The organism is Dactylosporangium sp. CA-092794, from assembly GCF_050948465.1.
Classification (GTDB): Bacteria; Actinomycetota; Actinomycetes; order Mycobacteriales; family Micromonosporaceae; genus Dactylosporangium.
In genome coordinates this window covers 2185604-2211014 of the sequence record NZ_CP192044.1, presented here as the reverse complement: position 1 = coordinate 2211014, position 25411 = coordinate 2185604, and the positions used below count along the sequence as shown (strand labels likewise).

At 69.1% G+C, this 25411-nt stretch carries 18 protein-coding genes; 8 read left to right on the top strand and 10 right to left on the bottom strand.

Annotated features, from left to right (window positions below):
• Positions 1 to 2: 2 nt before the first annotated feature.
• From ACQPXD_RS09725 to ACQPXD_RS09710, 4 genes are all read left to right on the top strand, one after another.
• Positions 3 to 1106 (top strand): AAA family ATPase, encoded by a 1104-nt coding sequence (locus ACQPXD_RS09725; RefSeq protein ID WP_432836913.1) that lies wholly within the window; start codon positions 3 to 5, stop codon positions 1104 to 1106.
• A gap of 10 nt (positions 1107 to 1116) precedes the next feature.
• Positions 1117 to 2040 (top strand): carbohydrate kinase family protein, encoded by a 924-nt coding sequence (locus tag ACQPXD_RS09720; RefSeq protein WP_432836911.1) that lies wholly within the window; start codon positions 1117 to 1119, stop codon positions 2038 to 2040.
• On the top strand, positions 2037 to 2765 hold the full coding sequence (locus ACQPXD_RS09715; RefSeq protein ID WP_432836909.1) for a hypothetical protein: 729 nt from the start codon (positions 2037 to 2039) through the stop codon (positions 2763 to 2765). The genes ACQPXD_RS09720 and ACQPXD_RS09715 overlap by 4 nt, the downstream gene beginning before the upstream one ends.
• A gap of 183 nt (positions 2766 to 2948) precedes the next feature.
• Positions 2949 to 3368: a hypothetical protein gene (locus ACQPXD_RS09710; protein WP_432836907.1), complete on the top strand. Its 420-nt coding sequence runs from the start codon at positions 2949 to 2951 to the stop codon at positions 3366 to 3368.
• Positions 3369 to 3390: 22 nt separating this feature from the next.
• Here the strand turns inward: ACQPXD_RS09710 and ACQPXD_RS09705 are convergent, their stop codons facing one another.
• The 6 genes from ACQPXD_RS09705 to ACQPXD_RS09680 form a co-directional block, all read right to left on the bottom strand.
• Positions 3391 to 4296 carry a hypothetical protein gene (locus ACQPXD_RS09705; RefSeq protein ID WP_432836905.1) on the bottom strand — a complete coding sequence of 302 codons (906 nt, stop codon included), beginning with the start codon at positions 4294 to 4296 and terminating at the stop codon, positions 3391 to 3393.
• A gap of 163 nt (positions 4297 to 4459) precedes the next feature.
• Positions 4460 to 5575 carry a hypothetical protein gene (locus ACQPXD_RS09700; RefSeq protein ID WP_432836903.1) on the bottom strand — a complete coding sequence of 372 codons (1116 nt, stop codon included), beginning with the start codon at positions 5573 to 5575 and terminating at the stop codon, positions 4460 to 4462.
• 765 nt (positions 5576 to 6340) lie between these two features.
• Complete coding sequence (locus tag ACQPXD_RS09695) at positions 6341 to 7849, bottom strand: scabin-related ADP-ribosyltransferase (protein WP_432836901.1); 1509 nt, start codon at positions 7847 to 7849, stop codon at positions 6341 to 6343.
• A 143-nt stretch (positions 7850 to 7992) separates the two neighbouring features.
• Positions 7993 to 8286, bottom strand: a complete 294-nt coding sequence (locus ACQPXD_RS09690; protein WP_432836899.1) for a hypothetical protein — start codon at positions 8284 to 8286, stop codon at positions 7993 to 7995.
• Between the two features lie 242 nt (positions 8287 to 8528).
• The gene (locus ACQPXD_RS09685; RefSeq protein ID WP_432836897.1) at positions 8529 to 8918 is read right to left on the bottom strand and encodes an Imm1 family immunity protein; all 390 of its coding nucleotides are present in this window, start codon (positions 8916 to 8918) and stop codon (positions 8529 to 8531) included.
• Between the two features lie 50 nt (positions 8919 to 8968).
• Complete coding sequence (locus ACQPXD_RS09680; protein ID WP_432836895.1) at positions 8969 to 11356, bottom strand: polymorphic toxin-type HINT domain-containing protein; 2388 nt, start codon at positions 11354 to 11356, stop codon at positions 8969 to 8971.
• 166 nt (positions 11357 to 11522) lie between these two features.
• Here ACQPXD_RS09680 and ACQPXD_RS09675 point away from each other — a divergent pair, with 166 nt between their 5' ends.
• Positions 11523 to 11918, top strand: a complete 396-nt coding sequence (locus ACQPXD_RS09675) for a hypothetical protein (RefSeq protein WP_432836893.1) — start codon at positions 11523 to 11525, stop codon at positions 11916 to 11918.
• A gap of 245 nt (positions 11919 to 12163) precedes the next feature.
• Complete coding sequence (gene acnA, locus ACQPXD_RS09670) at positions 12164 to 14932, top strand: aconitate hydratase AcnA (protein ID WP_432836891.1); 2769 nt, start codon at positions 12164 to 12166, stop codon at positions 14930 to 14932.
• An 897-nt stretch (positions 14933 to 15829) separates the two neighbouring features.
• Here the strand turns inward: acnA and ACQPXD_RS09665 are convergent.
• Both ACQPXD_RS09665 and ACQPXD_RS09660 read right to left on the bottom strand, forming a co-directional pair.
• A complete protein-coding gene (locus tag ACQPXD_RS09665) occupies positions 15830 to 16132 on the bottom strand; it encodes a hypothetical protein (RefSeq protein WP_432836889.1) in 303 nt (100 codons plus the stop codon).
• A gap of 1019 nt (positions 16133 to 17151) precedes the next feature.
• Complete coding sequence (locus tag ACQPXD_RS09660; protein WP_432836887.1) at positions 17152 to 20163, bottom strand: Hsp70 family protein; 3012 nt, start codon at positions 20161 to 20163, stop codon at positions 17152 to 17154.
• A 102-nt stretch (positions 20164 to 20265) separates the two neighbouring features.
• Between ACQPXD_RS09660 and ACQPXD_RS09655 the strand changes: the two genes are divergently transcribed.
• A complete protein-coding gene (locus tag ACQPXD_RS09655; protein ID WP_432836885.1) occupies positions 20266 to 21225 on the top strand; it encodes a quinone oxidoreductase family protein in 960 nt (319 codons plus the stop codon).
• 100 nt (positions 21226 to 21325) lie between these two features.
• The gene (locus tag ACQPXD_RS09650; RefSeq protein WP_432836883.1) at positions 21326 to 22900 is read left to right on the top strand and encodes a DHA2 family efflux MFS transporter permease subunit; all 1575 of its coding nucleotides are present in this window, start codon (positions 21326 to 21328) and stop codon (positions 22898 to 22900) included.
• 792 nt (positions 22901 to 23692) lie between these two features.
• Here the strand turns inward: ACQPXD_RS09650 and ACQPXD_RS09645 are convergent.
• Positions 23693 to 24610 carry an RIO1 family regulatory kinase/ATPase domain-containing protein gene (locus tag ACQPXD_RS09645; protein WP_432836881.1) on the bottom strand — a complete coding sequence of 306 codons (918 nt, stop codon included), beginning with the start codon at positions 24608 to 24610 and terminating at the stop codon, positions 23693 to 23695.
• A 146-nt stretch (positions 24611 to 24756) separates the two neighbouring features.
• Positions 24757 to 25407, bottom strand: coding sequence for an HAD family hydrolase (locus ACQPXD_RS09640; protein WP_432836879.1), 651 nt, complete (start codon positions 25405 to 25407; stop codon positions 24757 to 24759).
• Between the last annotated feature and the right edge of the window lie 4 nt (positions 25408 to 25411).

Sequence of the window (25411 nt, the reverse complement as noted above, 5' to 3'; positions counted from 1 at the left end):
CGATGCTGCTCACGTTCCGCGTCCAGAACTTCCGCTCGGTCCGCGACATCCAGGAGCTCACGCTGCTGGCCACACCGCCCGACGCGGGTTTCGCCGTGCCGCTGTCGCACGGCCCGGCCGTGCGCGTCTCGCCGCTGGCCGGCGTCTTCGGCGCGAACGCGTCCGGCCGCTCCACGGTGCTGCGCGCCCTGGGCACCCTGCGCGGCCTGGCCGCGGCCGGCAGCGACGCCCGCGACGCGGTGCGCCGGTTCGAGCCGTTCGCGCTGGACCCGGCGGCCCGGCTGCTGCCGACCCGGCTCGAGGCGGAGTTCCTGGCCGGCGGGGCCCGGCACGTGTGGGGCTGCGCCTACAAGGCGGGCGAGGTGGTCGCCGAGTGGCTGCACGGCTACGGCCGGGACCGGCGCACCGTGTGGTACGAGCGCGACCGGGCCGGCGTGCGCACCCTGCCCCAGGCGCAACTGGAGCGGCTCGCCGTGGCGGTCGCCGCCGACCCCGGCACCACCCTGCTGGCCCTCGGCGCCGACGCGGAGCACCCCTGGCTCGCCCCGGTCGCCGCCGCCCTGGCCGCGATCGCCCCGGTCCGGGTCGCGCCCGGCACCCGCCTGGTCCCCGACCTCGACCACCTCGCCGACCGCTGGAGCGACCAGCTCACCCTGCTGGTCTCCCGGGCCGGCCTCGGCATCGCCGGCGTCGACACCGCCGGCGGCACCATCCGGCTCGTGCACGACGCCCGCACCGGCGCCCACCCGCTCGGCGCCTACGGCGAGTCCGACGGCACCATCGCCTGGCTCGACCTGCTCGCCGCGCTCCTGCCCGCCCTGGACCGCGGCGGCCTGCTGCTGGTCGACGACCTCGACGCGATCCTGCACCCCAGCCTGGCCGCCGAGGCGCTGCGCCTGCTCGGCGACCCGCGGCTCAACACCGCCCGCGCCCAGCTCGTCTTCACCGCGCGGGCCGTGCCGCCCACGACCGCGGAGTCCCAGCGGTGGTACGCCGTCAAGTCCGACGGCGCCACCCGCCTGCTGCGCGAACCCCGCGGCGCCGGCCTCGCCCCCGGCGAGCTGGCCCGTGAGCTGTGGCTGGCCAAGCAGCGTCCGGCACCGTGATACTGGCCGGATGACGGGCTACGGCGTGGTACTCGGCGAGGCACTGATCGATCTGCTCGAGTCGACGTCGGGGGGTGAGCTCGTCTACCGCCCGGCCGTGGGCGGCGCCCCGTTCAACGTGGCGGTCGGCATCGCCCGCCTCGGCGCCCCCGTGGACTTCCTCGGCTCCTTCGGCGACGACCCGTTCGGCAACCGCCTGCTCGACTTCCTGGACAAGAACGGCGTCGGTACCGAGGGAGCCGTGACCGTTCCGGGCGTCGCCACCACCCTGGCCGTCACCACGTTCCAGGGCCACGAGCCCACCTTCCGGTTCTACGGCGAGCCCCCCTCCTACGGCCTGCTGGACGCCCCCGACGTGGACGAGTCCCTGATCGCCGGCGCCGCCCTGCTCTACTGCGGCTCGATGTGCCTGCTCGCCCCGCCGGTGCTCGCCGCCGCCCGCCGCGCCTGGTCGATCCCCGGCCCGATCCGCGTCTTCGACCCCAACGTCCGCCCGGTCGTCGGCGTCAACCCGGAGGTCGTCGCCGAGTTCGCCGCCACCGCGGACCTGGTCAAGCTGAGCTCCGCCGACGCCACGGCCCTCTGGGGCGACTCCCCGGAGGCCGCCGCCGGCCGCCTGCTGGACCTGGGCGCCGGCGCGGTGGTGGTGACCCTGGGCGCCCAGGGTGCCCTGGTGGCCCAGGGCTCCGGGACGGTCCTCGTACCGGCCCCCCGCATCGCCCCGGTCGACGCCACCGGCGCCGGCGACGCCACCATGGCGGGCCTGAGCTGGGGCATCCTGACCCAGGGCCGCCCGCACGACCTGGGCGGCTGGGCCACCCTGACCCGCGTGGCCGTCCACGTGGCGGGCCTGGTCTGCGAGTCCCCCGGCGGCGCCGTCTCCATGCCGACCCTCGCCGACCTCCGCACCCGCTTCGTAGACTTGGCCGTGTGACGCCCGGGCGGTTGGGCCGCTACGTGACCGCGTGCAGGGCAACGGCCGCCGCGGTCGCCCTGCTCATCGTCGTGCTCCGCGTCCTCTACGAGTTCGCCGTGGCCCCGTCCAACACCCCGGTCTGGCTGGCGGTGATGCTGCTCTTCGCCCCGATCGTCGTGCTCAGCGCCGCATTCCTGGCCTTCGGCATCGTCTTCCGCCCCCTGCAAAACCCACCCCCCGCCGCCCTACGGGTCCGCGGCGACGCCTTCGTGGTCCCCGGCTCCCCCATCCTGCTGGGCCGCCTCACCATGGGCTGGGCCCTGCTGGGCACGGTCTTCCTGGAGAGCGACCCGGCACTGTCCACGACCACCCGCGCCGGCATCAACACGGGCGCCGCCCTGGTCATCGCCGGCGCCGCCCTGCCCCTGTTCCGCGGTCCCCGCATCGTCGTCACCCCCGCCGGCCTCAACATCCGCGCCGGCGGCCGCCGCACCCTGACCTGGGACGACCTCATCCGCGTCCCCGCCACCCCACTGCCACTGACCGTCCGCGCCCCGAAACTCGCCCTGAGCATCCGCCGCCCCGGCCGCTCAGACCCCGGCTGGCTCCTGATCCCCCTGGAACTCCTCGCCATAGAGCCGGTCTTCCTCGGCTCAATCGTCGAGCACTACGTGGAACACCCCGACCACCGCGACGCCATCGGCACCCCAGCGGAATACGCCCGCCTCACCGGCACCGCCTGATCCGCCTCGGTTCGCTGGGTGGGGACACGCTCAGACCTCGGCCTCCGCCACTGGGTCAAGCCCCTGGAAAAGTCCACCCAGCTCCGAGCGACAGGGCTGCCGTCGTAACGGGCCAGGACCTCACCATGGAGCTCATGGCGCACATACCAGTCGCCGGGATACCGCCTTCTGCCGTCAATCGCCATGGCGACCAACGCGACGCGATCCGGCGGAAAGAACTCGGCAAAGGGCGGATCAAACAAGGGAATCGCCGACTCTATCCCGTCGATAAATCCGCTCATCCCAGATTACCACCACACGCCTCGGCTCATTACCTATCTATTCTCTCGGCCCATACCCGTCGGCAAGCCTCCGGAGGTACTGCGAGATCAACGGGTCCCCGGAGGAACGTTCGTCGGCGATGCGGAGCAGGATTTCTCGGAACTCACGCACATCGTCACCGGTCAGTTCGCCCAGATAGTCACCCATGATCTGTTGGACCTCGACCGCGAAGCCCGGGTCAGCTTCCTCCTCAGTAGCATGGTCCAGCATTTGAATGGCGGAGACCATGGCAACAATTACGGGGTCGAAGTTTATGGAAGGCACCCTGACGTTGATATTTGAAATTCCCGCTCGTCCCAGAGTGTCAATCACGGCCGTCCGTCGCATCGCGCCGGTAGGTTTCGCCGCCGGGCGGCGGAATTCGTTCACCGGTGGCCTCCACTTCCTCACCCGCCCACTCCGGCACGGGCACCGGCCACCCCTCGCTCCAGTGCAGCAGCGTCAGCCTCACACGGGAGTTCGTGCCCATCACCGCCATCGCGCGCAGACACCGCCGAGCGGTCGCCGCGTCCCCGTATGCATAGACGAACTGCGCGACCTGGCTGTCCAACAGGTCGGCCGCCGCATCGAGCCTGAGCTCCCCCAGCACATCCACGACATTCCCAGGCCTGGGCATCACAACGTCGGACTCCAGCAGCTCACACAACACCGAGCCGACGTCGGCCAGCCCGGCCGCACCCGCAAGCCTGATGACCGCGTCAAACTCCGCCCACCGCCCCTCCGCCGCCGGCCGGCGCACCATAATCGGCGCCGCGGCAGCGAACTCCGGCACTTGGGCAAGCACCCGAGCCGCAGTCTCCGCCTCGACCGGGCCCGACGGCGGCACCACGCCAAGGACCCGCGCGGCCAGCCGGTCCACGCGTTCCGGATCCGGAACCGACCGGTCGAAATCCCGGGGACCGCCGATCTCACAGGACCGCTCGCCCCAATCGTCGACCAACCATGGCAAGTCCCGCCACGGCGACACAATCTTGCCAGCCGCGATCAACGCCCGCGACTCGCGATCATTGCGGTACGCCGGCGGAATCACCGTCAACGGCAACACCTCACCCGTCGACCGAGACCGCGCCAGCTCCGGATGAATCCCGTGCCGCGGACCGGGACCACTGGCCATCCACTTGACCAGCGGCTTCTCGAAGTCACCCCAAGGATGGCCGATCTTGACGAGCACGTCGTCCACATCCCAGTCGCCGTCCACCACCAGCCCCACCCTCGCACCGAACCACTGTTGACAAGGAGTTCGGCGTCGCGCTCGTAAAACGCCCACCGACGCCGCCTGACCCGTCTGGCGTGCCCAGCGAAAGGTCCGGCGCGAATAATGCCAGTCCACCGTCGAGACCGAACGAATTTGTCACGAGCAGGCCGGACGGGGGCTAGTCCTCATGGGTGAGGATCTTCAGCGTAGCTACCGCTTGAGCGCGTTCACCGGCAGGCAGGCGCGGTGCAAGGCCGGTGAACGCGTAAGCCTGCCAGTACGGATCATCGATGGCGGTGGCTGCGACCACCGCTTGCGTCAACAGGTCTGCCGGCAAATGCGGCGCGATTGCCGCCAGCCCTTGCGCCCGCCATTGCTCGTATCGAGTAGCGGTGATCGTGGTCAACGCCTGGGCCAGCATGCTGTGGGCCAGGTGCGGTACGAGGCTGACGAGGCGGTATACGCGCCCATTCTCTCGCCCGATAGCGGTGGCGGTAGTCAGCGCCTGTTGCACCGCGCGAGTGCGCTGCTCGTCCGGCAGGTGCGGGATGAGTGCGATCAACGCCTCGACGCGCGAGCCACCGTCTGTAGGCGAGTGCTCAAAGTTACTGACCGCGGCCAACGATTCGCGGATAGCGACGATCCGCTGCCGGTCTGGTAGATGCGGGATGAGCCCCGCCAAGGTTTCCACCTTGCTCCCCGGGTCGGCTACGGCCACGGCAGCGGCCAACGCTTGATCCAAGGCGGCAGGACGTTCTCCGGCTGGCATGTACGGAGCCAGCCATGCCAATGCCTGCGCCCGCGCTGCATCGCGGGCGGTCATACTGGCCACGGCCCATGCTCGGGTGACCAGATCCGCCGGCAGGAACGGTGCCAGCCCAGCCAATGCGCGAGACCGCCAGCCCACGGAGTTGATGTCGCACGCCATGCCTACTGCTTCCGCAAGAAGGTCGAGCGACAGATACGGCGCAAGAGCGATCAGCTCCCCACTGCGCAGGTCTTCGAAGGTGACTGCGCCGGTAGCGGCCAGTGCCTCCCGCAGCGTTAGTACGCGTTTCTCGTCTGGCAGAAGCGGTGCTAGTTTTGTCAGCGCCGCAGCCCTGCGGCTCACGTCCGTCACGGCGCGCGCCGCAGACACTGCCAGACCCAGTGCGGCAGGGCGCTGTTCGTCAGGCAGGTATGCGGCGACTCCGGTCAACGCCTCAGTTCGCCACCGGTCGTCATTGATGGCATTGGCCGCATCTACCGCCTCGGCAAGCAACTCTGCCGGCAAATGCGGAGCGAGGCCGGTCAACGCCTCCGCCCGAGCTGATTCCACGCCGATAGCAACTGCCGTGGACAAGGCCTGACCGAGCTGGGCGGGCGTCAGATGCGCCGCGATGCGTATGAGCGCCTCGCCTCGGTCCCAGGGACCCGGGAGTGCCTGCGCGTGGGACAGCGCCTGCGACGCCGACCAGACACCCGTAGTGAGCAGCAGATCCAGCAGATCAACCGGAATGACATCGGTAGGCCTGCTCCTGATGCTGATCGAGACGAGATCTCCAGGTCTCGCAGCCCGGTCAGCGGCCTGACGGTCCTCTCACCCTACTGGTTCGTGGTCGTTGACAGTAAGATTACTAATCTTCCTTTCGCGTTCGTCGCGCCACGCTTAGGCGCCAGTTCCGATAATACTCAACCTGTTGGTCAACCGTTCCAAGCAGACTGACATCTGCTTCCGCGAAGATATCCACAAGGTCGTTCCGATCCATGTCTTTTCCGAAGTAAAGTATATAGACGCGGCGCGCACCGACAGTGTCCCGCAACATGCCGGAAGGGTATGCATCTTTCCGCGCGCCCTGCACTCCGATCAACCAATCTTGACTCCCCAAGGCGCTCCGTATCTGCTGGAGTGCCGAGAAGAGATCATCTGCTGTGGCGCTAATCGGACCTGCAGGACTGTCGATACTAATTCGATACGTTCGGTCATGGAATCGAGCCCATGACAACTTACACTTTACCCGTTCGCCACTACGGAGGACAGGAACCGTTCGCTCCCAACTCTCACTAATCCCACTAGCGCTCATGGTCGATAATTCGGGCTAGACAAATAATCACCGATGGGGTTGTCGAATTCGTCATACTGCTGAGCTCCACGGATGTATCGTGCCGGGATTCCGCCCGGAAAAGTCACTTCGTTCTCGCCCCAGTTCGGTTCAAGATTACCATGCTCTAGCGCCGTCGCATTCAGGTCGATACCGCCGGGCGCATCAATGTCATACAGCCACGGGTACGCACCAACACCCTCAGGGTTGCGTGATGCACTTACCAGGTTACCGCGCGGGGAATCGTCGACATGAACCTGAAGATCATTGTTCCCGTTCGAGTTCCACGGTTTGAAACCATCTTGGAATATCTCATCAGGATGACGGTTGTCTACACGCGTTAGTGGGTCCCTGTCTGTTCGATGGACATGTTCAGTTGGAGTTACATCACAGTTATGTACGAGTACGGGTGTGGTACCGGCCATCACATAGTAGGTGTGGATGTCGGCGACGGTGAGGTCGCGCATGTCCTTGGCGGACGTGAAGTTGTAGACGTCGGTGACCTCGACCGTGGCACCGTCGTCGGTCTTCAGGTCGTCGCCCGGCTTCAGGTCCGCCGCGTTGACCCACTCGCCGGTGGTGCGGTTCCAGAACGGGTGGTGCTGGGTCGTATGCAGCACCGTCGTCGTCGTGCCGACCACCACCGCGGCCGCCGCGACCAGCGCCACCGTCGCCTTGCCCACCGTCGACTTATGCGTGGAGGCGGTCGGCTTGGCGTTGGCTGACGCGGTGACCTTGACAGTGACGTCGGTCAGGTCGGTGTCGTGGTTAAGCCACAGCTTCGTGACGGGCTTGGCCCGCGCCGCACCCGTCTCAGGATCCGTGGCCGCGACCTGGTCGCCGACCTCGACGTCCTCTAGCTTCTTCGTCGACCCATCGGCCATCAACACCCTGGTCTGCGGATCAAAACTATGCCGGTTCACCTTGTTGCATATCGAATCCTTGCCGGCCCTACCGCCGGTGAAGGCGCCGGTGATACCGCCGATCACCGCGCTCGTGCCGACCGAACCCCAGTCCACGTGGCCGGTCGTGCCGAACTGCGACACCGCGTCCGACACGGCGCCGCTCACCGCGCCGCTCAGGCCGCCCGAGATGGCGCCAGCGGCGATCTTGCCGAAGGTGTTGACCGCCAGGCCGGTGAGCTTCGTCGCGGCCCAGCAGGCCACCTTGCCGCCGACCACGCCACCCAGGTAGCCGCCCGCGGCGCCGGCCAGGCCCTGCAGGGCGCCGGTGCCGGCCGAGCCCAGGGCGTCCTTCCAGCTGTGGATGTTGCCCTCGGCGGCGTCCTTGGCCAGGTTGATCAGCGCCGACGCGCCCACCATGCACGCCACGGCCCCGGCGCCCGCGGTCGCCGCCGTGCAGGCCAGACCGGCCGCGATGCCACCGACGATGGCCAGGCCCTCGATGATCGCCTTTCTGTGTTCCTGAACGAACTGCACGGCATGCTGCTTGGCGTCGGCGATCTTCTTCACCAACGCGACCTTCATCGCCCGCGACTCCGCGGCCTTGCCCGCCTGTCTAGCGAGTGCGACGCCCCTGTCGAGCTTGCGTGTGAAAGGCCCCTCTCGCGTAGGAGTCGATGAGCGCCGAATGCCGACTCAGCGACTCTCCGCATGTCCGGCACCCGAGCTCACCTGAAGGGACCGACGGACGGCCGGACAGCTACCGCCGCAAGGTCGTCGTAACGGGCCAGGACCTCGCCATGGAGCTCATTGCGCACATACCAGTCGTCGGGATGCCGCCTTCTGCCTTCAATCACCATGGCGACCAACGCGACGCGGTCCGGCGGAAAGAACTCGGCAAAGGGCGGATCAAACACGGGAATCGCCAACTCTATCCCGTCGAACGCCAAATTCGACAATTCCCGCCGCCCCCGCGACTCGCGATCATTGCGGTACGCCAGAGGAATCACCGCCAGCGGCAACGCCGCCCACCTGTCGACCGAGACCGCGCCGACTCCGGATGAATCCCATGCCGAGGACCGGGACTACTGGCCATCCACTTGACCAGCGGCTCCTCGAAATCACCCCAAGGATGGCCGATCATGACAAGCACGTCGTCCACTAACCAGTTCGGCATCGCGCTCATGGCAAACCGAAGATCCATTTAATTCAGACCGGTCATCGTAGCGAAATCGGGTCGGACCCGCACGATGGATGCGTCAACCTACTCGTCCGGATATTGATCTTTCCATGCGCCAATAGACTTTGGTCGATTGCCGCGGGTCGTCAGAAACTCCCGCAACGCCTCCCGGACGACAACCAACGGAACCTCAGAACATGGCGGAAACTCCACTGGCTCACCGTCGAGGAAGTATCGAATATCCGCTGGCCCTTCCAGCGAGCCGTCGGGCACCCAGTTGCCCGTCTCATCCATAAAGGCGACCACTCCGACTTCCCGGTCCCGATCCACCCCCACCCGCAACTCGTGATCAGGAAATCCGGACGGCAACTCTGTCCGTTCTAGCGAATAAAGTACAGCCACGTTCGAGTAAGCAGACCCCGCCAACAAACCATCGACAAGGACATCGACATCCTCGGGCGCCGTGATCAGCACTCGGCGCTCGCCGCGCTCGCTTCGATAGCGGGCTTCTACCCGTGGCAACGTCAACCTCGCCCTCTGAATGGCATGCGCTGCCAAACTCCAGCCGCGTCACGCCAGTGCACATTCAACGTCTGATGCGGTAGCAGAATGGAATTAACTGCGTTTGAGCAGCTGAGTCTGGAAGAACCACATGGTCCGCCCGGTTTGTTGATGACCATCTCTCCAGACCTGATGGTGGGATCGCTGGCCATTATAGACGCGAACTTTTGCTCCGCGTGATGGGCATCTCCAGATTTCGCTCGTCCCGGTAGCACCCCGCCGTTTCGCAGCCTCTCATTCGCTACTTCTTGCAGGTCCTTACGGTCACTTGAACCGCTCGTAACGTCGTACCGTGTGCCCGTCGTGGCTCTAGCCGGCGAATAGTCGGACGTGGAGACGACACCTGTGCCAAATGTGTGATCGCCCTCTTCGTAGCGCGGAAGCGTGGCTGCGTCTGCGTCACGATCAAAGACCCCTGACTCGTCCGCGCCTCCGCCAGCAGACCCACCGTCGCCCTCGACTCCACAGCCCATGTTGTGGACGAGGACCGCTTCGGCAGCGGTGAGGACGTAGTAGGTGTGGACGTCGGCGACGGTGAGGTCGCGCATGTCCTTGGCGGACGTGAAGTTGTGGACGGCGGTGACCTCGACGCTCGCGCCGTCGTCGGTCTTCAGGGCGTCGCCCGGCTTCAGGTCCGCCGCGTTGACCCACTCGCCGGTGGTGCGGTTCCAGAACGGGTGGTGCTGGGTCGTGTGCAGCACCGTCGTCGTGCCGACCACCACCGCAGCCGCCGCGACCAGCGCCACCGCCGCCTTCGCCACCGTCGACCGGCCCGCGGACGCGACCGGCTTCGCGTCCGCGGCCGCCGTGGTCTTCACCGTGACGTCAGTCAGCTCCGTGTCGTGGTTCAGCCACAGCTTCGTGACCGGCTTGGCCTGCGTCGCGCCCGTCTCCGGGTCCGTGGCCGCGACCTGGTCGCCGACCTTGACGTCCTCGATCTTCTTCGTCGACCCGTCCGCCATGAGCACGGTGGTCTGCGGATCGAAGCTGTGTCTGCCACACGGCGAGTTCTTGCCGGCCCTACCGCCGGTGAAGGCGCCGGTGATACCGCCGATCACCGCGCTCGTGCCGACCGAACCCCAGTCCACGTGGCCGGTCGTGCCGAACTGCGACACCGCGTCCGACACGGCGCCGCTCACCGCGCCGCTCAGGCCGCCCGAGATAGCGCCAGCGGCGATCTTGCCGAAGGTGTTGACCGCCAGGCCGGTGAGCTTCGTCGCGGCCCAGCAGGCCACCTTGCCCCCGACCACGCCACCCAGGTAGCCGCCCGCGGCGCCGGCCAGGCCCTGCAGGGCGCCGGTGCCGGCCGAGCCCAAGGCGTCCTTCCAGCTGTGGATGTTGCCCTCGGCGGCGTCCTTGGCCAGGTTGATCAGCGCCGACGCGCCCACCATGCACGCCACGGCCCCGGCGCCCGCGGTCGCCGCCGTGCAGGCCAGACCGGCCGCGATGCCACCGACGATGGCCAGGCCCTCGATGATCGCCTTTTTGTGTTCCTGAACGAACTGCACGGCATGCTGCTTGGCGTCGGCGATCTTCTTCACCAACGCGACCTTCATCGCCCGCGACTCCGCGGCCTTGCCCGCCTGTCTAGCGAGTGCGACGCCCCTGTCGAGCTTGCGCATCGCCGTGTGAGCGGCCTGCGCGGCGAACTTCCTGCCCGCGTTCAGCACCGGCGCGGCCACCTGCGCCACCGCGCTGACCACGTTGCCGATCGCGTGGATGGCCTCCCTGGCCAGGCTGATCGTGGCCGACACCACGCTGCTCACCGCGTTGTAGATGACCGGCGGCGTGACCGCCTTGACAAAGTTGGTGGTCGCGTTCCACGCCTTTTTCAGCGTGCTGATACCCCAGTGGCCGGTCGGGTCGGTCGTGGTCAGCGGATTGTCGTCGCCGTAGGCGAACCGGTTGGCGGCCACCGAGTCCGGCACCGGGCTGTTGCCCGCCGTGTCGCGGGTGTCGAACTGGCCGGTGTCCGTGTTGTACCAGCGGGCCATCATGTTGACCCGGCCGGTGCTCGTGTCCGTCCACTCGGACTGGTAGCCGAGGCTGCCCTGCATCCCGGTGGTCGCCAAAACCTTGCCCAGCGGGTCGTACACCGTCGTGCCCGACAGTGCCGTCCCGGTCGCGGTGAACAGGCCCGTGACGTCGTCGTGCCGATCCGTGAACGCGTACTGCGCCGAGGTGCCCTTCACTCCGACCACGCGGCCGGACGGATCGCGGGTGTACGTCGCCGTGGTGTCTGCGGCCAGGTCGTTGTCCAGGCCGGTGTACGACAGGCCGGTGCGCGTCTGGCGGCCCAGACCGTCGTAGGTGTACGACTGCGACGCCGTCGAACTCGTGAGCTGCTGCACGATCTGGCCGAACGCGTCCGCCGTCGTGGCCAGCAGGCCTGTCGCGGCGCTGGTCGTGGACTGCAGCGTGCCCCGCGGCGAGGCACACGTTAGGAGACGCGTCGCGGAAATTCCAGGGGCGGCCGGGGCAAGTCGTTTGCAAGCCGCGCGGTGGAGGCTTGCTGTCGTGACCGCTTTGCTGTTGGTACGCCGGGTGCCGCCCGGCCGGCTCGAACTCACCCGGGTGACCGCGCACCAGTGGAACGGCCGGCTGGCCGGCGACGCGACGCTGCAGTGGTGGGAGCTGGTCGACCCGGCCGCCGAGGACCGGCTGCCGGCGGCGGCGCTGGCCGCGGTGCGGGGCGAGGGTGAGGGTGAGGACGGCGTCGTCCGGCTGGTCACGGTCGCCACGCCGCCGGGGCGGCGGGACTGCGCCGTTCAGGTGCTGATGGCCCTGGTGGATGCCCTGCGGGCCACCGCGGCCCGCAGCCTCGAAGCCGCGCCGTCCGGCGAGCTGCTCACCATCCTGCGCGAGGCGGGGTTCCGGCCGGGCGCGGACGGCCGGGAGGTCGTCGAGCTGTAGCGGCTAGGCCGGTTCCACGAACTTCAGGCGGTTTGCCGTACGGGTGGCGCGCAGCGCCGCCGCCGAGCCCGCCGGGCAGGCGATCCGGGCGTGGTGAATCATGGTCCACAGCTTGGTACAACCTTGCCTTCTTAACAAGACGGACGTACGGTTTTCTTGAGTATCCCGAACCCCGCGACCCGCGCCGCCGCCCGCTGGGGAAGACTGGCGGACGGGAACCAGACTGACGACAAGAGGAGCACGCCGTGGCGAGCCTCGACTCCTTCGGAGCAAAAAGCCAGCTCAGCGTCGGTGACGCGAGCTACGAAATCTACCGGATCGCTCAGGTCGAGGGCGCCGATCGGCTGCCGTACAGCCTGAAGATCCTCCTGGAGAACCTGCTGCGCACCGAGGACGGCGCGAACATCACCGCCGAGCACATCCGTGCCCTCGGCGGGTGGGACGCCGCGGCCGAGCCCAGCGTCGAGATCCAGTTCACGCCCGGCCGCGTGCTGATGCAGGACTTCACCGGCGTGCCGTGTGTCGTCGACCTGGCCACCATGCGCGAGGCGGTGGTGGAGCTGGGCGGCGACCCGAAGCGCGTCAACCCGCTCGCCCCGGCCGAGCTGGTCATCGACCACTCCGTCATCGCCGACCTCTTCGGCCGGCCGGACGCCTTCGAGCGCAACGTCGAGCTGGAGTACGGCCGCAACCGGGAGCGCTACCAGTTCCTGCGCTGGGGCCAGACCGCGTTCAACGAGTTCAAGGTCGTCCCGCCGGGCACCGGCATCGTGCACCAGGTCAACATCGAGTACCTCGCCCGGGTGATCATGGCCCGCGGCGGCCAGGCCTACCCCGACACGGTCGTGGGCACCGACTCGCACACCACGATGGTCAACGGCCTCGGCGTGCTCGGCTGGGGCGTCGGCGGCATCGAGGCCGAGGCCGCGATGCTCGGCCAGCCGGTGTCGATGCTCATCCCGCGGGTCGTGGGCTTCAAGCTCTCCGGTGAGCTGCCCGAGGGCACCACCGCCACCGACCTGGTGCTGGTCATCACCGAAATGCTGCGCAAGCACGGCGTGGTCGGCAAGTTCGTGGAGTTCTACGGCCCCGGCGTGAGCGCGGTGCCGCTGGCCAACCGGGCCACGATCGGCAACATGAGCCCCGAGTACGGCTCGACCGTCGCGATCTTCCCGATCGACGACGAGACCATCAAGTACCTGCGGCTCACCGGCCGCGACGAGGCGCAGGTCGCCCTGGTCGAGGCCTACGCCCGGGAGCAGGGCCTCTGGCACGACCCGGCCGCCGAGCCCAGCTACTCCGAGCGGCTGGAGCTCGACCTGAGCACCATCGAGCCGTCGCTGGCCGGCCCGAAGCGGCCCCAGGACCGGGTGCCGTTGAAGAGCGCGAAACCCCTGTTCCGTTCGGCACTGAAGGATTACGTCGGCGGCGACGGCATCGAGGGGCCGGCCGACGAGGCCAGCGCCGAGTCGTTCCCGGCCAGTGACCCGCCGGCCAACACCCAGACCGCCAACGGGGACCGCCCGCACGACCTGGTGTCGGCCGCCGCCGGATCCAACGGGCGGGTGTCCAAGCCGGTCAAGGTCGAGGACTTCGAGCTCGACCACGGCGCGGTCGTGATCGCGGCCATCACCTCGTGTACCAACACCTCAAACCCGCAGGTCATGATCGGCGCGGCGCTGCTGGCCCGCAACGCGGTGGAGCGCGGCCTGTCCCGCAAGCCGTGGGTGAAGACCACGCTCGCCCCCGGCTCGAAGGTCGTCACCGACTACTACGAGCGCGCCGGCCTCACGCCGTACCTCGACAAACTCGGCTTCAACCTGGTCGGCTACGGCTGCACCACGTGCATCGGCAACTCCGGCCCGCTGCCGGAGCCGATCAGCGCTGCCGTCAACGAGCAGGATCTCACTGTTGTTTCGGTACTGTCCGGAAACCGCAACTTCGAGGGCCGCATCAACCCCGACGTCAAGATGAACTACCTGGCGTCGCCGCCGCTGGTCGTCGCCTACGCGCTCGCCGGGACGATGGACATCGACCTCACCTCCGAGCCGCTCGGCACTGGCTCGGACGGCCAGCCGGTGTACCTGCGCGACCTCTGGCCCAGCCCGAAGGAGATCGAGGACACCATCGCCGCCGCGATCGGCGCCGACCTGTTCTCCACCCGCTACGCCGACGTGTTCCACGGCGACGAGCAGTGGCGGTCGCTGCCGACCCCGACCGGCGACACGTTCGACTGGGCGGGCGACTCCACCTACGTGCGCAAGCCCCCGTACTTCGAGGGCATGGCCACCGAGCCGTCCGCGGTGAGCGACATCGCCGGCGCCCGGGTCCTGGCCAAGCTCGGCGACTCGGTCACCACCGACCACATCTCGCCGGCCGGCTCGATCAAGGCCGACTCCCCCGCCGGGAAGTACCTCGCCGACCACGGCGTCGAGCGCAAGGACTTCAACTCCTACGGCTCGCGGCGCGGCAACCACGAGGTGATGATCCGCGGCACCTTCGCCAACATCCGCCTGCGCAACCAGCTCGCCCCCGGCACCGAGGGCGGCGTGACGGTCAACCACCTCACCGGCGAGCAGACCACCATCTACGACGCCTCGGTGTCCTACGCCGAGGCGGGCGTGCCGCTGGTCATCCTCGCCGGCAAGGAGTACGGTTCCGGCTCTTCCCGCGACTGGGCCGCCAAGGGCACCGCCCTGCTGGGCGTCCGCGCCGTCATCGCCGAGTCGTACGAGCGGATCCACCGCTCCAACCTCATCGGCATGGGCGTCCTGCCGCTGCAGTTCCCGCAGGGCGAGTCGGCCGACTCGCTGGGCCTGTCCGGCACGGAGACGTTCACCATCACCGGCGTCGAGCAGCTCAACGCGGGCACCACCCCGCGCACGGTGAAGGTGACCACCGACACGGGCACCGAGTTCGACGCGGTCGTCCGCATCGACACCCCCGGCGAGGCCGACTACTACCGCCACGGCGGCATCCTGCAGTTCGTCCTCCGCAAGATGATCGCGGCCTGACCCGTCAACCCACGAAGCGGCGGGCGTCCCACGGACGCCCGCCGCAGCCGTTCGCGGCTCTCGCCCACCTCGCCGATCTCGCAATTGCCGCGCCCGAGCGGTCCGCAAACGTCCGCCTTCGCCGGCACCACAGGTGCAAGATCAACACGCGGGCGACCCGGCGCAGGCGAACGCAACGCCGGCGCAGCCCGGGTGCAACGCAGGGGGTCCAACACAGCGCGGGAGGCCCAATGCATGCGCAATGCAGACAGGCGCAGCCCGGCAGACGCGAGGTTTATGGTCGGGGCGCTACTCGGCGGCGGGGATCGTGTATCGGTAGACCCTGGACTGCTTGGCGTCGAGGACGACCAGCGAGTCGCCGCTGCTCGACGACCTCCCGGCCGTTCGCGCCCGGGCGGCAACTGGCCTCGCGCAGGTCGCCGGACAGCGTCAATTCGAACGCACAGGCCGCGCTGGCGCTCAGGCAGGATGGCGCGGGCCGGAGTATGGAAGGTCAGGTTGAAGCCGACCAAGTTCGGTAAGGCGTCCGCGCCCCACACCTAGGGTGCCGGTGTCAGGGCGTGCGCCACGAAGCAGCAGCGGTGCGGCGCGTCCGGCTCCGGTGGCGCGGAGCCGCCGGAGTCGCGGGTGCCGTACTCGTTGCGGGCGTAAATTGCTTCGTCGGGCAGGCCGTCCTTACAGCCGATCCGGGCCGGTGACGGCGTTTGGGCACAGCCACCGGCTGACATCGACCGCCACAGCATGAGCCGTCCATCGCGCGACCGGGCAGTGACAACCTGCCGCGACGTCCGCAGCCGCTGCAGGTCGACGCGGCCCGCAGTGAGCCCGTTGCCACATGGCGCGCGATCACGCTAGGCCCCCGAGGTCACCACCGGCCGCCGCGGGTAAACAACACGCTTAGCACTTGTAAATCATCTGGCCCCAACCACTGATGTCCCCGCCATAGGGGTCCGCCCTGTACAAATAAACGTATTCACCGGGGGGACTCGATTGCTGAAAGCCGGTTGCTAGGATTCCTGTTGTATGGCCGCCATCAGCGTTGAAGGAAACCGAAGTGACGTAATAACTGCCGGGGAAGTGGACGGAAACCGTGTCACCGGCAGGAACGTAGCCGTTGATGTAGATGCTGGCAGCACACATTGGATCAGCCGCTTCAGCCGCTTCGGGAATCAGAGCACCAAAGAGTGTCAACGCGGCCACTGTGGAAATCCATCGCGTCGAGCGCGACCCTCGAAACATGAGCCCTCCCGTTCCGTTAACAGCCCGTCCTCAGTAGACCACGATAGTCGGAGATGCCTTGGAAAATGCCCCAGTGATGCTGAAGCCAGCGTCAATATAGCGAAGCCCGTCGTCTCCCCGCACGACAGTGGGCTGAGAGGTCAGCTTCATCCGACCGGGAAAGTCGCATGGCTTGTCGAATGCGAGGGCTTTAGGTGATCGAGGATAATCGAAGTCGGCCGCAAGAGGGCCGAAACGGAAGACATAGGTTCCGGGACCCGCGATCTCTTGAGGCAGGGAAGGATATGCAAAGTCTCCAGCGTTGGCGGGCGCCGCCCCGTCGGGTGCGATACTGTGTCTTTGTTTGGCAAACTTCAGCTCACTAACCCGTGTGGACACATCCTGCTGCGGGCACGGAACCGGAGATTCGGGAGGCATAGCTGCGTGTTGTACATCTAAATCTCCGCACGCAGACACCAATAGTGTCACCACGATTATCATTGGAGTCCAGCACAGCAGAGCCTGGCGTATGTTCAGGCTCCCACTCAGGGCCATGAATGTATCTCATCATACTGAAAGATCATCGTCAACTGTCGTTGTGATGGCGAAACGTGCTCCCACTACGCCGCTCTTGGCGACGTCAGTTGGCTGCCCGGTGTGGGTAGCGTCGTGACAGGAACGGCGGACTCCGAGGGTCTTGCGTCGTCGTCGTGCCATGTGCGCCACCCACGCGGATTGGCCGTCTCGGCCGGTCGAGGTCTGCCAGACGATAGAGATGATGCGCGGTGACGCCGTCGATGTCGCGGGCAGATCTCGAACCGGTTCGCCAGGACTGGGTGATCAGCTCCTCGCTGCCGCGAGCGCGGGCAAACGCCAGACCGCACCACACCCAGCCTCAGCGGCCCGGCCGCGCACCGGCACGACAGCGCAGCCCAGCACACCGCGCCGCTCGCGGGGACCGCACCGCATCCGTCGGCACGGCCCGCCGCTCGCCGTCTGCGCTACTTGGAGTCCGGGATCGAATACCGGTAGACCTTGGACTGCTCGGTGTCTAGCACGACCAGGGAGTCGCCGCTGATCGAGAGGTCCTGCAGCACGGTGCGGATGTCGGCGGAGCCAAGGATCTTGCCGTCCAGCGAGACCACGTAGACGGCGAACTGGCCGGTGCCGGGCTTGACGCTCTCGATCACGACGTTGTTGCCGTAGCCGGCGTAGACGTTCTGCGCGGCCAAGCCCTCACCGAGGATCGTCTGGTCGTGGCCGGTGGCCGGGTCCAGGATGGCCGCGTCCTCGACGGAGTCGAACACGCCATGGCCACCGACGAGCTTGCCGTTGCCCATGACATACCAGTTGGGCTGCTCGGTGCCGGTGATGACGCCCTTGCGGTCGCGGGTCACCGTGTTGGACCACTTGGCCTGGCCGTTGGTGGTGTCGATGCCGATGAACAGGTCCTTGGCGCTGTTCTGCTTGCCCGCGACACAGACCAGCTTCTCGCCACACGGGCGCAGGTCATCGACGGTGGTGCCGGAGTTGGCCTTGTACTCCCAGGCCTTGCCCCAGTCCGAGATCCGGTACGCCACGACGCTGCTCTCGTTCTGCGGCTTGAACATGGCCAGGTCGTTGTAGACCAGCCACGAGTCGGAGCTGCTGTCCTTCGCGACCGTGCCGCTGGCGGTGGCCTTGCCGGTGTTGAGGTCGATGGTCTGCGCCTTGGTGTCGCTGATCATCTGCACCGCCTTGCCGGTGTCGGCCCACAGCGACTCCTGGAACGGCCGGAGGCCGCTGAAGTCCAGGCCGTAGGAGGGCACTCGCACGTCGGCCGGGGCGTTGCCGCCCGGCCAGTGCACCGACGGGCGCGCGCCGCGCTCGCCGGCGGAGTAGGTGGCGCCCGGGTCGCCGTTGCTGGTCCACTTGACCGCGCCGTCGGCCAGGTTGACCCGCTCCACCTTCGGCTTGTCCCAGTCGCGGACCTCGACGATCGCGTCGGTGCCGAGGTACATCATGTCGATCCGGCTGGAGTCCCACGCCTTCGTCCACTTGACCTGGTGGGTGCCGACGTCGATCACGGTCCGCGAGTCCTGCTTGCCGTCGCCGCCGAGCTTGGCGTCGTCCTCGCCGTCGATGATGAGCAGGTTGCCGACGACCGACATCTGCAGCTTGGCCGGCTCCATCTGCACCTGTGCGGTCCACGACTGGCCGCCGGCGGTCTCGTAGGCCGTGACGACCGTCGAGCCGGTGCTGACCTGTGCCGTGTAGATGCTGCCGGCGCCGGCCACGGCGGACGCGGCGCCGTCGGAGCTGAGCTGGATCGGCGTGCCGGCCTTGAGCCCGTCGACCTTCCCCGGCCCGTCGGTGCCGCCGAGGCCGGGGATGCTGTTGCGGGCCGAGTCGACCTGGTTGCCGAACCAGGTGAAGATCTTGTTGCCGCCCCACACGCATGAGCCGATGATCGCCAGCACGATGACGAGCGCGATCCACGGGCCGACCCGGCGGCGCGGGCGAACCACCACCGGCGGCCCGTATGACGGCGGCGCACCCGGCGGCATCGTCCCCGGTGGCATCGCACCGGGGGGCATCGGGCCGATCCCCGGGGGTGCCGGGGGCGGGATGACGCCCGGACCGGCGGGGCCGGCCGGGGCGCCGGGGGGGCTCATCGGGCGCTGCGGGTTGAACGGCGGCTGGCCGCCCGGCGGGGTGATCGGGGCGCCGGGTGCGGTGGCCGGGGAGGCGGGGGCGGCTGGGAACGCCTGCGAGGTGAAGGCGGCCGGGGAGCCGTAGGCGCCGGGCGAGGTGGGGATCGACGAGGACGGCCAGGTGTTGGAGACCGGGATCCCCGCGGGCTGCTGGAAGGCCGGGGACTGGCCCGGGACGGCGGGCGTGCCGGAGACCGGGCGGGGGCGGGGCACCGGCGGGGCGTCGAACTGCTGCTGGGGTGTGGTGCCGACGGCCAGCATGCCGCCGTAGGCGACCGGGAGCTCGGGCTGCTCGGGCACGACCGGGGCGACGCCGAAGCGGGCGTGCAGGCGGCTGGCCACCAGCGGGATGCGGCTGGAGCCGCCGACCAGGAACAGGCCGGCGAGCTGGCGCACGTCGACGCCGGCGCGCTCGAGCACGCGGCGGGTCTCGTCGACGGCCCGGTCGACCAGGGGGCCGGCGACCCGCTCCAGCTCCTCGCGGGTCAGGTGCAGCGCCTCGTCGGTGCCGGGCAGGTGCACGGGCGCGGAGGCGGCGCGGGACAGCATCTCCTTGGCGGCGCGGACCTCCGTCCACAGCTCGCGGCGGTCGCGGTGCGCGGCGGTGCTGTCCGGGTTGGACAGTCGCTGCCACAGCTCCGGGTAGCGCAGGTTGATCAGCTGGCCGAGGTGGCCGACGAGCGCCGCGTCGATGTCGACGCCGCCGAGGTCGTCGAGGCCGCCGACGCCGAGCACGCGCAGCCCGTCGAACTCGCGGCGCACCACGGACACGTCCAGCGTGCCGCCGCCGAAGTCGAACACGGCCAGGGACTGCAGCGGGGCGACCTGCTGGCCGAGGACGCGCAGGCAGTAGGTCGCGGCGGCGATCGGCTCGTCGACGAGCACGACCGGGCCGAGGTTGGCCGCCCGCGCGGCCTCCAGCAGCACGCCGCGGCGCTGGCCGCCCCAGTCGGCCGGGCAGGTGAGCACCGTCGAGCCGACCGGGTTGACGCCGGCCTGCAGCGACTCCTCCGCCGCCCGGCGCAGCAGCGAGGCCAGCATCTCCACGACGGTGACCTCGACCTGCCCGAGCAGCACGGCGCCCTCGTCGATGCTGCGCTTCGGAAACGGCTCGAACCGCTCCGGCGCCAGCTGGGACAGCCGCTCGGCGTCGCGGCCGACGGTCAGCCGGCCATGCTCGTCGGCATAGATGCCCGACGGCATGACGGGCGAGCCGTCGAACAACAGCGCCCGGGGCGCCTCGTCGCCGCGGTGCACGACCGCGACGGTGTGGCAGGTGCCCAGGTCGATCGCGAGACGATGGGTCGGGGTCGGCCCCACGCGCTCACCTCCAAAGACCCCCGGATGCTACGGCAGGGGTACGACATTTCTGATCGGCGGATTGGGGTAGACAAGAACCTGACAAACCGAGGAGGCAACCCGATGCGCGCCGTGGTGTTCGACGAATATGGCGATCCTTCGGTACTGCACGTGCAGGATCGCCCGGACCCGGTCCCCGGCCCGGGTGAGGCGCTGGTGCTGGTGGGCGCCAGCGGGGTGAACTACATGGACGTCTACCAGCGCGCCGGCGTCTACCAGGTGCCGCTGCCGGCGGCGCTGGGCAGCGAGGGCGCCGGCACGGTGCTGGCGGTGGGCGACGGCGTGGCGGGGCTGGCCGCCGGCGACCGGGTCGCCTGGACCAACGTGCCGGGCAGCCATGCCGAGCAGGCGCTCGTGCCCGCCGACCGGCTCGTGCCCGTACCGGCGGCAATAACGACAGAACAGGCGGCGGCCGTGCTGCTGCAGGGACTCACCGCGCACTACCTGACCCACGACTCGTTCGCCGTGCGGCCCGGATCGACGGTCCTGGTCCACGCCGCGGCCGGGGGCATGGGGCAGTTGCTGACCCGGATCGTGACCCACCTCGGCGGCCGGGTGATCGCGACCGCCTCCACGGCGCGGAAGCGGGACCTGGCCGAGGCGGCGGGTGCGGTACGCGCCGTCGAGTACGCCGCGGCGCTGGACGCCGTGCGCGACCTCACCGGCGGTGCCGGCGTCGACGCTGTCTACGACGGGGTCGGCGCGGACACGTTCGACACCAGCCTGCAGGCGCTGCGCCCGCGCGGCACCCTCGTGCTCTTCGGCGCCGCCAGCGGCAAGGTGCCGCCGTTCGACCCGCGGCGGCTGATGGCCGGCTCGTATTTCCTCACCCGCCCCACGCTGACCCATTTCGTCGCCACCCGGGCGGAATTGCTCGACCGCGCCGAAACGCTCTTCGGATGGGTCGCCGAGGGTGTTGTCGACGCGACCGCTACCGGGCGTTATCCGCTGGATGCGGTGGCGGACGCATACGCGGCGCTGGAGGGTCGCCACACGACCGGAAAACTGCTGATTGTTCCGTGACCGTGGTCTCAATATCGCGCATGAGCCGAATCCGCGAGCCGCTGCCGCGCTAGACCTGCAAAGGTCACGCAGCCACAAACTCGCGGAGGGGGAAGCCGCAATGAGTCACGTCTCCACGGGCCCGGGCAAGCACGAGCCGGGCGCGGCCCGCGCCGAGGCCACCGCGTCCGGCGCCGCCCCCGCGCCGCTGCACGCCTACCCGCGGCGCTGGTTCGCCCTGGCGATCATCGCCGTCGCCCAGCTCATGGTCGTGCTCGACGCGACCGTCGTGAACGTCGCGCTCCCGCACGCCAAGGCGGACCTCGGCATCAGCGACTCCAACCAGCAGTGGGTGGTCACGGCATACACGCTCACCTTCGGCGGCCTGCTGCTGCTCGGCGGGCGCATCGCCGACTACTGGGGCCGCAAGCGCACGTTCGTGGTCGGCATCCTGGGCTTCGCGCTCGCCTCGGCGCTGGGCGGCGGCGCCTGGAACGAGGCCTCGCTGTTCGCCGCCCGCGCGCTGCAGGGCGTGTTCGGCGCGCTGCTCGCCCCGGCCTCCCTCGCGCTGCTCAGCGTGCTGTTCGTCGACGCGCGGGAGCGGGCCCGGGCATTCGGCGTCTACGGCGCGATCGCCGGCGGCGGCGCCGCGCTGGGCCTGGTCCTCGGCGGGGTGCTGACCGAGTACGCGAACTGGCGCTGGTGCCTGCTGGTCAACATCCCGGTCGCGCTGGTGGCGATCGCGCTCGCCGTGCCGCTGGTGCCGGAGAGCCGGGCGCACGGCAACACCCGCTACGACATCCCGGGCGCGGTGCTGGCCACCCTCGGTCTGGGCCTGCTCGTCTACGGCTTCACCAAGGCCGGCGAGACCGATGCGCAGATGCGGCTCAAGTACGGCTGGGATTCCCCCGTCACGCTCGGGTTCGTCGGCGTGGCGGTGGTCCTGCTCGCGCTGTTCGTGATCGTGGAGGCGCGCATCCGCAACCCGCTGCTACCGTTGCGCATCCTCGCCCAGCGCACCCGCGGCGGCGCCTACCTGGCCTCCACCTTGATCGGCGCGGGCTTCATCGGCGCGGTGTTCTTCGTCAGCCTGTACTTCCAGTTGGTGCTGCACTACAGCCCGCTCAAGTCCGGCGTGCACTCCCTGCCCGTCTCCGTCGGCGTGGTGGCCGCCGCCGGCCTCGCCAGCGGCCTGCTCCCCCGCCTCGGCCCCAAGCCGATCATGGCCTTCGGCGGCGTGATCGCGGCGCTCGGCATGATCCTGATGACCCGCATCGGCGTCGACACCTCGTACACCACCCACGTCCTGCCCGCGATGCTCATCCTCGGCTTCGGGCTGGGCTGCACCTTCGTGCCCCTGGGCAACGTCGCCCTGGTCGGCGTCGACGAGCACGACGCCGGCGCCGCGAGCGCTGTGGTGAACGCGAGCCAGCAGGTCGGCGGCTCGCTCGGCACCGCGCTGCTCAACACGGTGGCCATCACGGCGGCGACCGCTTACGGCCGCGACCACCTGCCCAAGACCCCCGACCCGCAGTCGATGCAGCTGCTGCAGGCCCAGTCGATGGTGCACGGCTACGTGACCGCGTTCTGGTGGGGCTCGGCCCTGCTGGTGGTGGCCGCGGTGGTCGTGATCGTGTTCATCAAGGCCACGAAGCGCGACGCCCCCGCCGCCGGCACCACCGCCCACATCGGCTGAGGCGTCGGGTGGCGGGTGGCGGGTGGCGGGCATCACCCCCGGCCGACCCGCCCGGACGCGTCCGCGACGACGTGCCGCAAGCTCTTTATGAGCGACCGTCGGACGGACGCCGGGCGGTCGGCTTTTCCGGATAAATCCGGCCGCTTCGCGTCCAGATTTATCCGACATATCATCATAAAATGACTTCTGTCCGATTCGGCGGATGGCGGTAAACCCTCCCCGCCACCCGCGTAGCTGCGGCCCGCTCGGCCACAAACCCGGGCGGGCCGCAGCGTCTCTTCGCGCGACCACCGCGCTGCCCAAGCGCCGCCGCACGGTTGGGCCGCCGCCGCAACGCCCCCAGCGAGCGCGAAAAGCGAAAAGTCTCCGCGATCATGCCGAACCCGCCATCGACACCAACGGTTTTTCATGATCACGGAGCAAACATGTACACCCGTGTACCGCAAGTCTCCGGGATCATGAAAAACCCGCGATGCGGCTACAGCGGGGAGCATGATCACGGAGACATTGCGTCCACCCCGAGCCACCCGGATCGTGATATTTCTCCCGTCAGGCGAAATATCCGAAATGTCCGCGCCAGCCCCGCCGCCCTGAAGATTGCCTCGGGTCAGCTCGGCCCGAGCTGACCCGGGCCGAGCTGGGCCGAGCCGAGCCAGGCCAGGCCGGGCCAGGCCAGGCCAGGCCAGGCCGAGCCGGGCCAGGCCGAGCTGAGCTGAGCTGAGCCGAGCCAGCGCCCCGCGCACGGCCCATCCCGGGCCGATCGCGCGGGGTGCGTGGCTGGGCCCGGGCGGGTCAGCGGAGGCCGGCGTCGTGCAGGAGCTCGACGGTCAGCGGTTCCGGGTCGATGGGCAGGCCCTTGCCGGTGAACCACCGCGCCACGTTGGCGACGTCGCGGGCCAGGAAGTCCGCGCCGTTCGGGTTGATCACCACGTCGACGATCTGGGGCAGGTCGATGAGGACCAGCCGTTCGGCGTCGACCAGCAAGTTGTACGGCGACAGGTCGCCGTGTGCCAGGCCGGCCCGGGCCAGGATGCGCAGCGCGTCGACGAGCTGCCACCACAGGTGCTCCAGCTCCGCCTGGGAAGGGCGGGTCTGGGCGAGCCGCGGAGCCCCGGTGCCGTCGGCGGCGCCGATGAATTCGAGCATCAGCTCCGTGCCGAGCAGCTGCACCGGGTACGGCACGCTGACCCCCAAGCCCCACAGCTGAGCCAGCGCCGCGAACTCGGCCGCCGCCCACTGCCCGGCGATCGCCTCCCGGCCGAAGGCGGTGCGGTTGGCCATCGCGCGGGTGACCCGGGTGGCGCGGACCCGGCGGCCCTCAAGGTACCCGGCGTCGCGGTGGAACATCCGGTGCTCGGCCGCCCGGTACCGCTTGGCGGCCAGCAGCGCCCGCCGTTCGGTGCCCGGCACGGCGCGCTCCACCAGGTGGACGTCGGCCTCCTTGCCGGTCTTGAGCACGCCGCGGTCGACGTCGCGGGCGGCGAGCTCGGTGATCACCCAGCCGGGCACGGGGTCGGGACCGTGCAGGACGCCGGGCGAGTCCCAGCTGGTCCACTCCCCGTCGTCGGAGGCCGAGCCCGAAGCCGAGGAAGGGGAGGGAGAGTCGGAGGCGTCCCAGGCTGTGTCGAAGTCGTGGGAGAGGCGCTTCAGAAAGGTCAGATCGTCGTCGTCGAAGCGGCGGCGACGGGACGTGGGCTTATGGTCGCGCAACGCGAGTTCTCCTGAGTCAAGGAAGGAAAGGGCTTGGGCATGCGGAAGCGCGCCGTGACGGCAACCATGCGAACCAACCCCCTTCCGACTCGGAGCAACCCGTGCGGAGTGAACATGACGTACCACCGCGGGATGACGCAACCGAATTACCAGCGCGAGGCCATGACCTCGGCGATCGCGGCGATCACGCCGTCGGCGGTGCGCGTGGGCGCGTAGCGCCGCTCGCTCCAGCGGCGGCCCCGGTGCAGCCAGACGCTGCGTACCCCGGCCGCGTCGGCGCCGCCGATGTCCGCCTCCGGGCTGTCGCCGATCAGCCACGCGCCGCGCAGACCCATCCGGGCGCGCTCGGCGGCGATGGCGAAGATGCGCGGGTTGGGCTTGCGCACCCCGGCCTCTTCGGAAATGACCCAGTCGGCGAGGTACCGATCGAGCCCGGTCTTTCTGAGTTTCTCCTCCTGCAGCCGTGACTCGCCGTTGGTCACGACCACCGGCACCCAGCCGGAGTCCTCGGCGATCGCCAGGGCACACGCGTTGAGCGGGTCCAGCCGGATCCGCTCCATGATGGCGCCGCGGATCTCCTCGACCAGGTCGAGGGCGGAATACCGCAGGCCGTAGCGCTCCCGCAGGGCCTCCGCCACGTCCCACGCCGAGCCCATGCCGTCCGCGTCGACGGACAGCAGCCAGTCCAGGTCGTACTCCGGCGCGCCGAGCCGCCCGAGAAACTCGCTCGCCCACCCTCGGAACGCCCCGGCCCTATCGAGCAGGGTGTCGTCCAGGCTGAGCAACAACAGGGGCACGCGG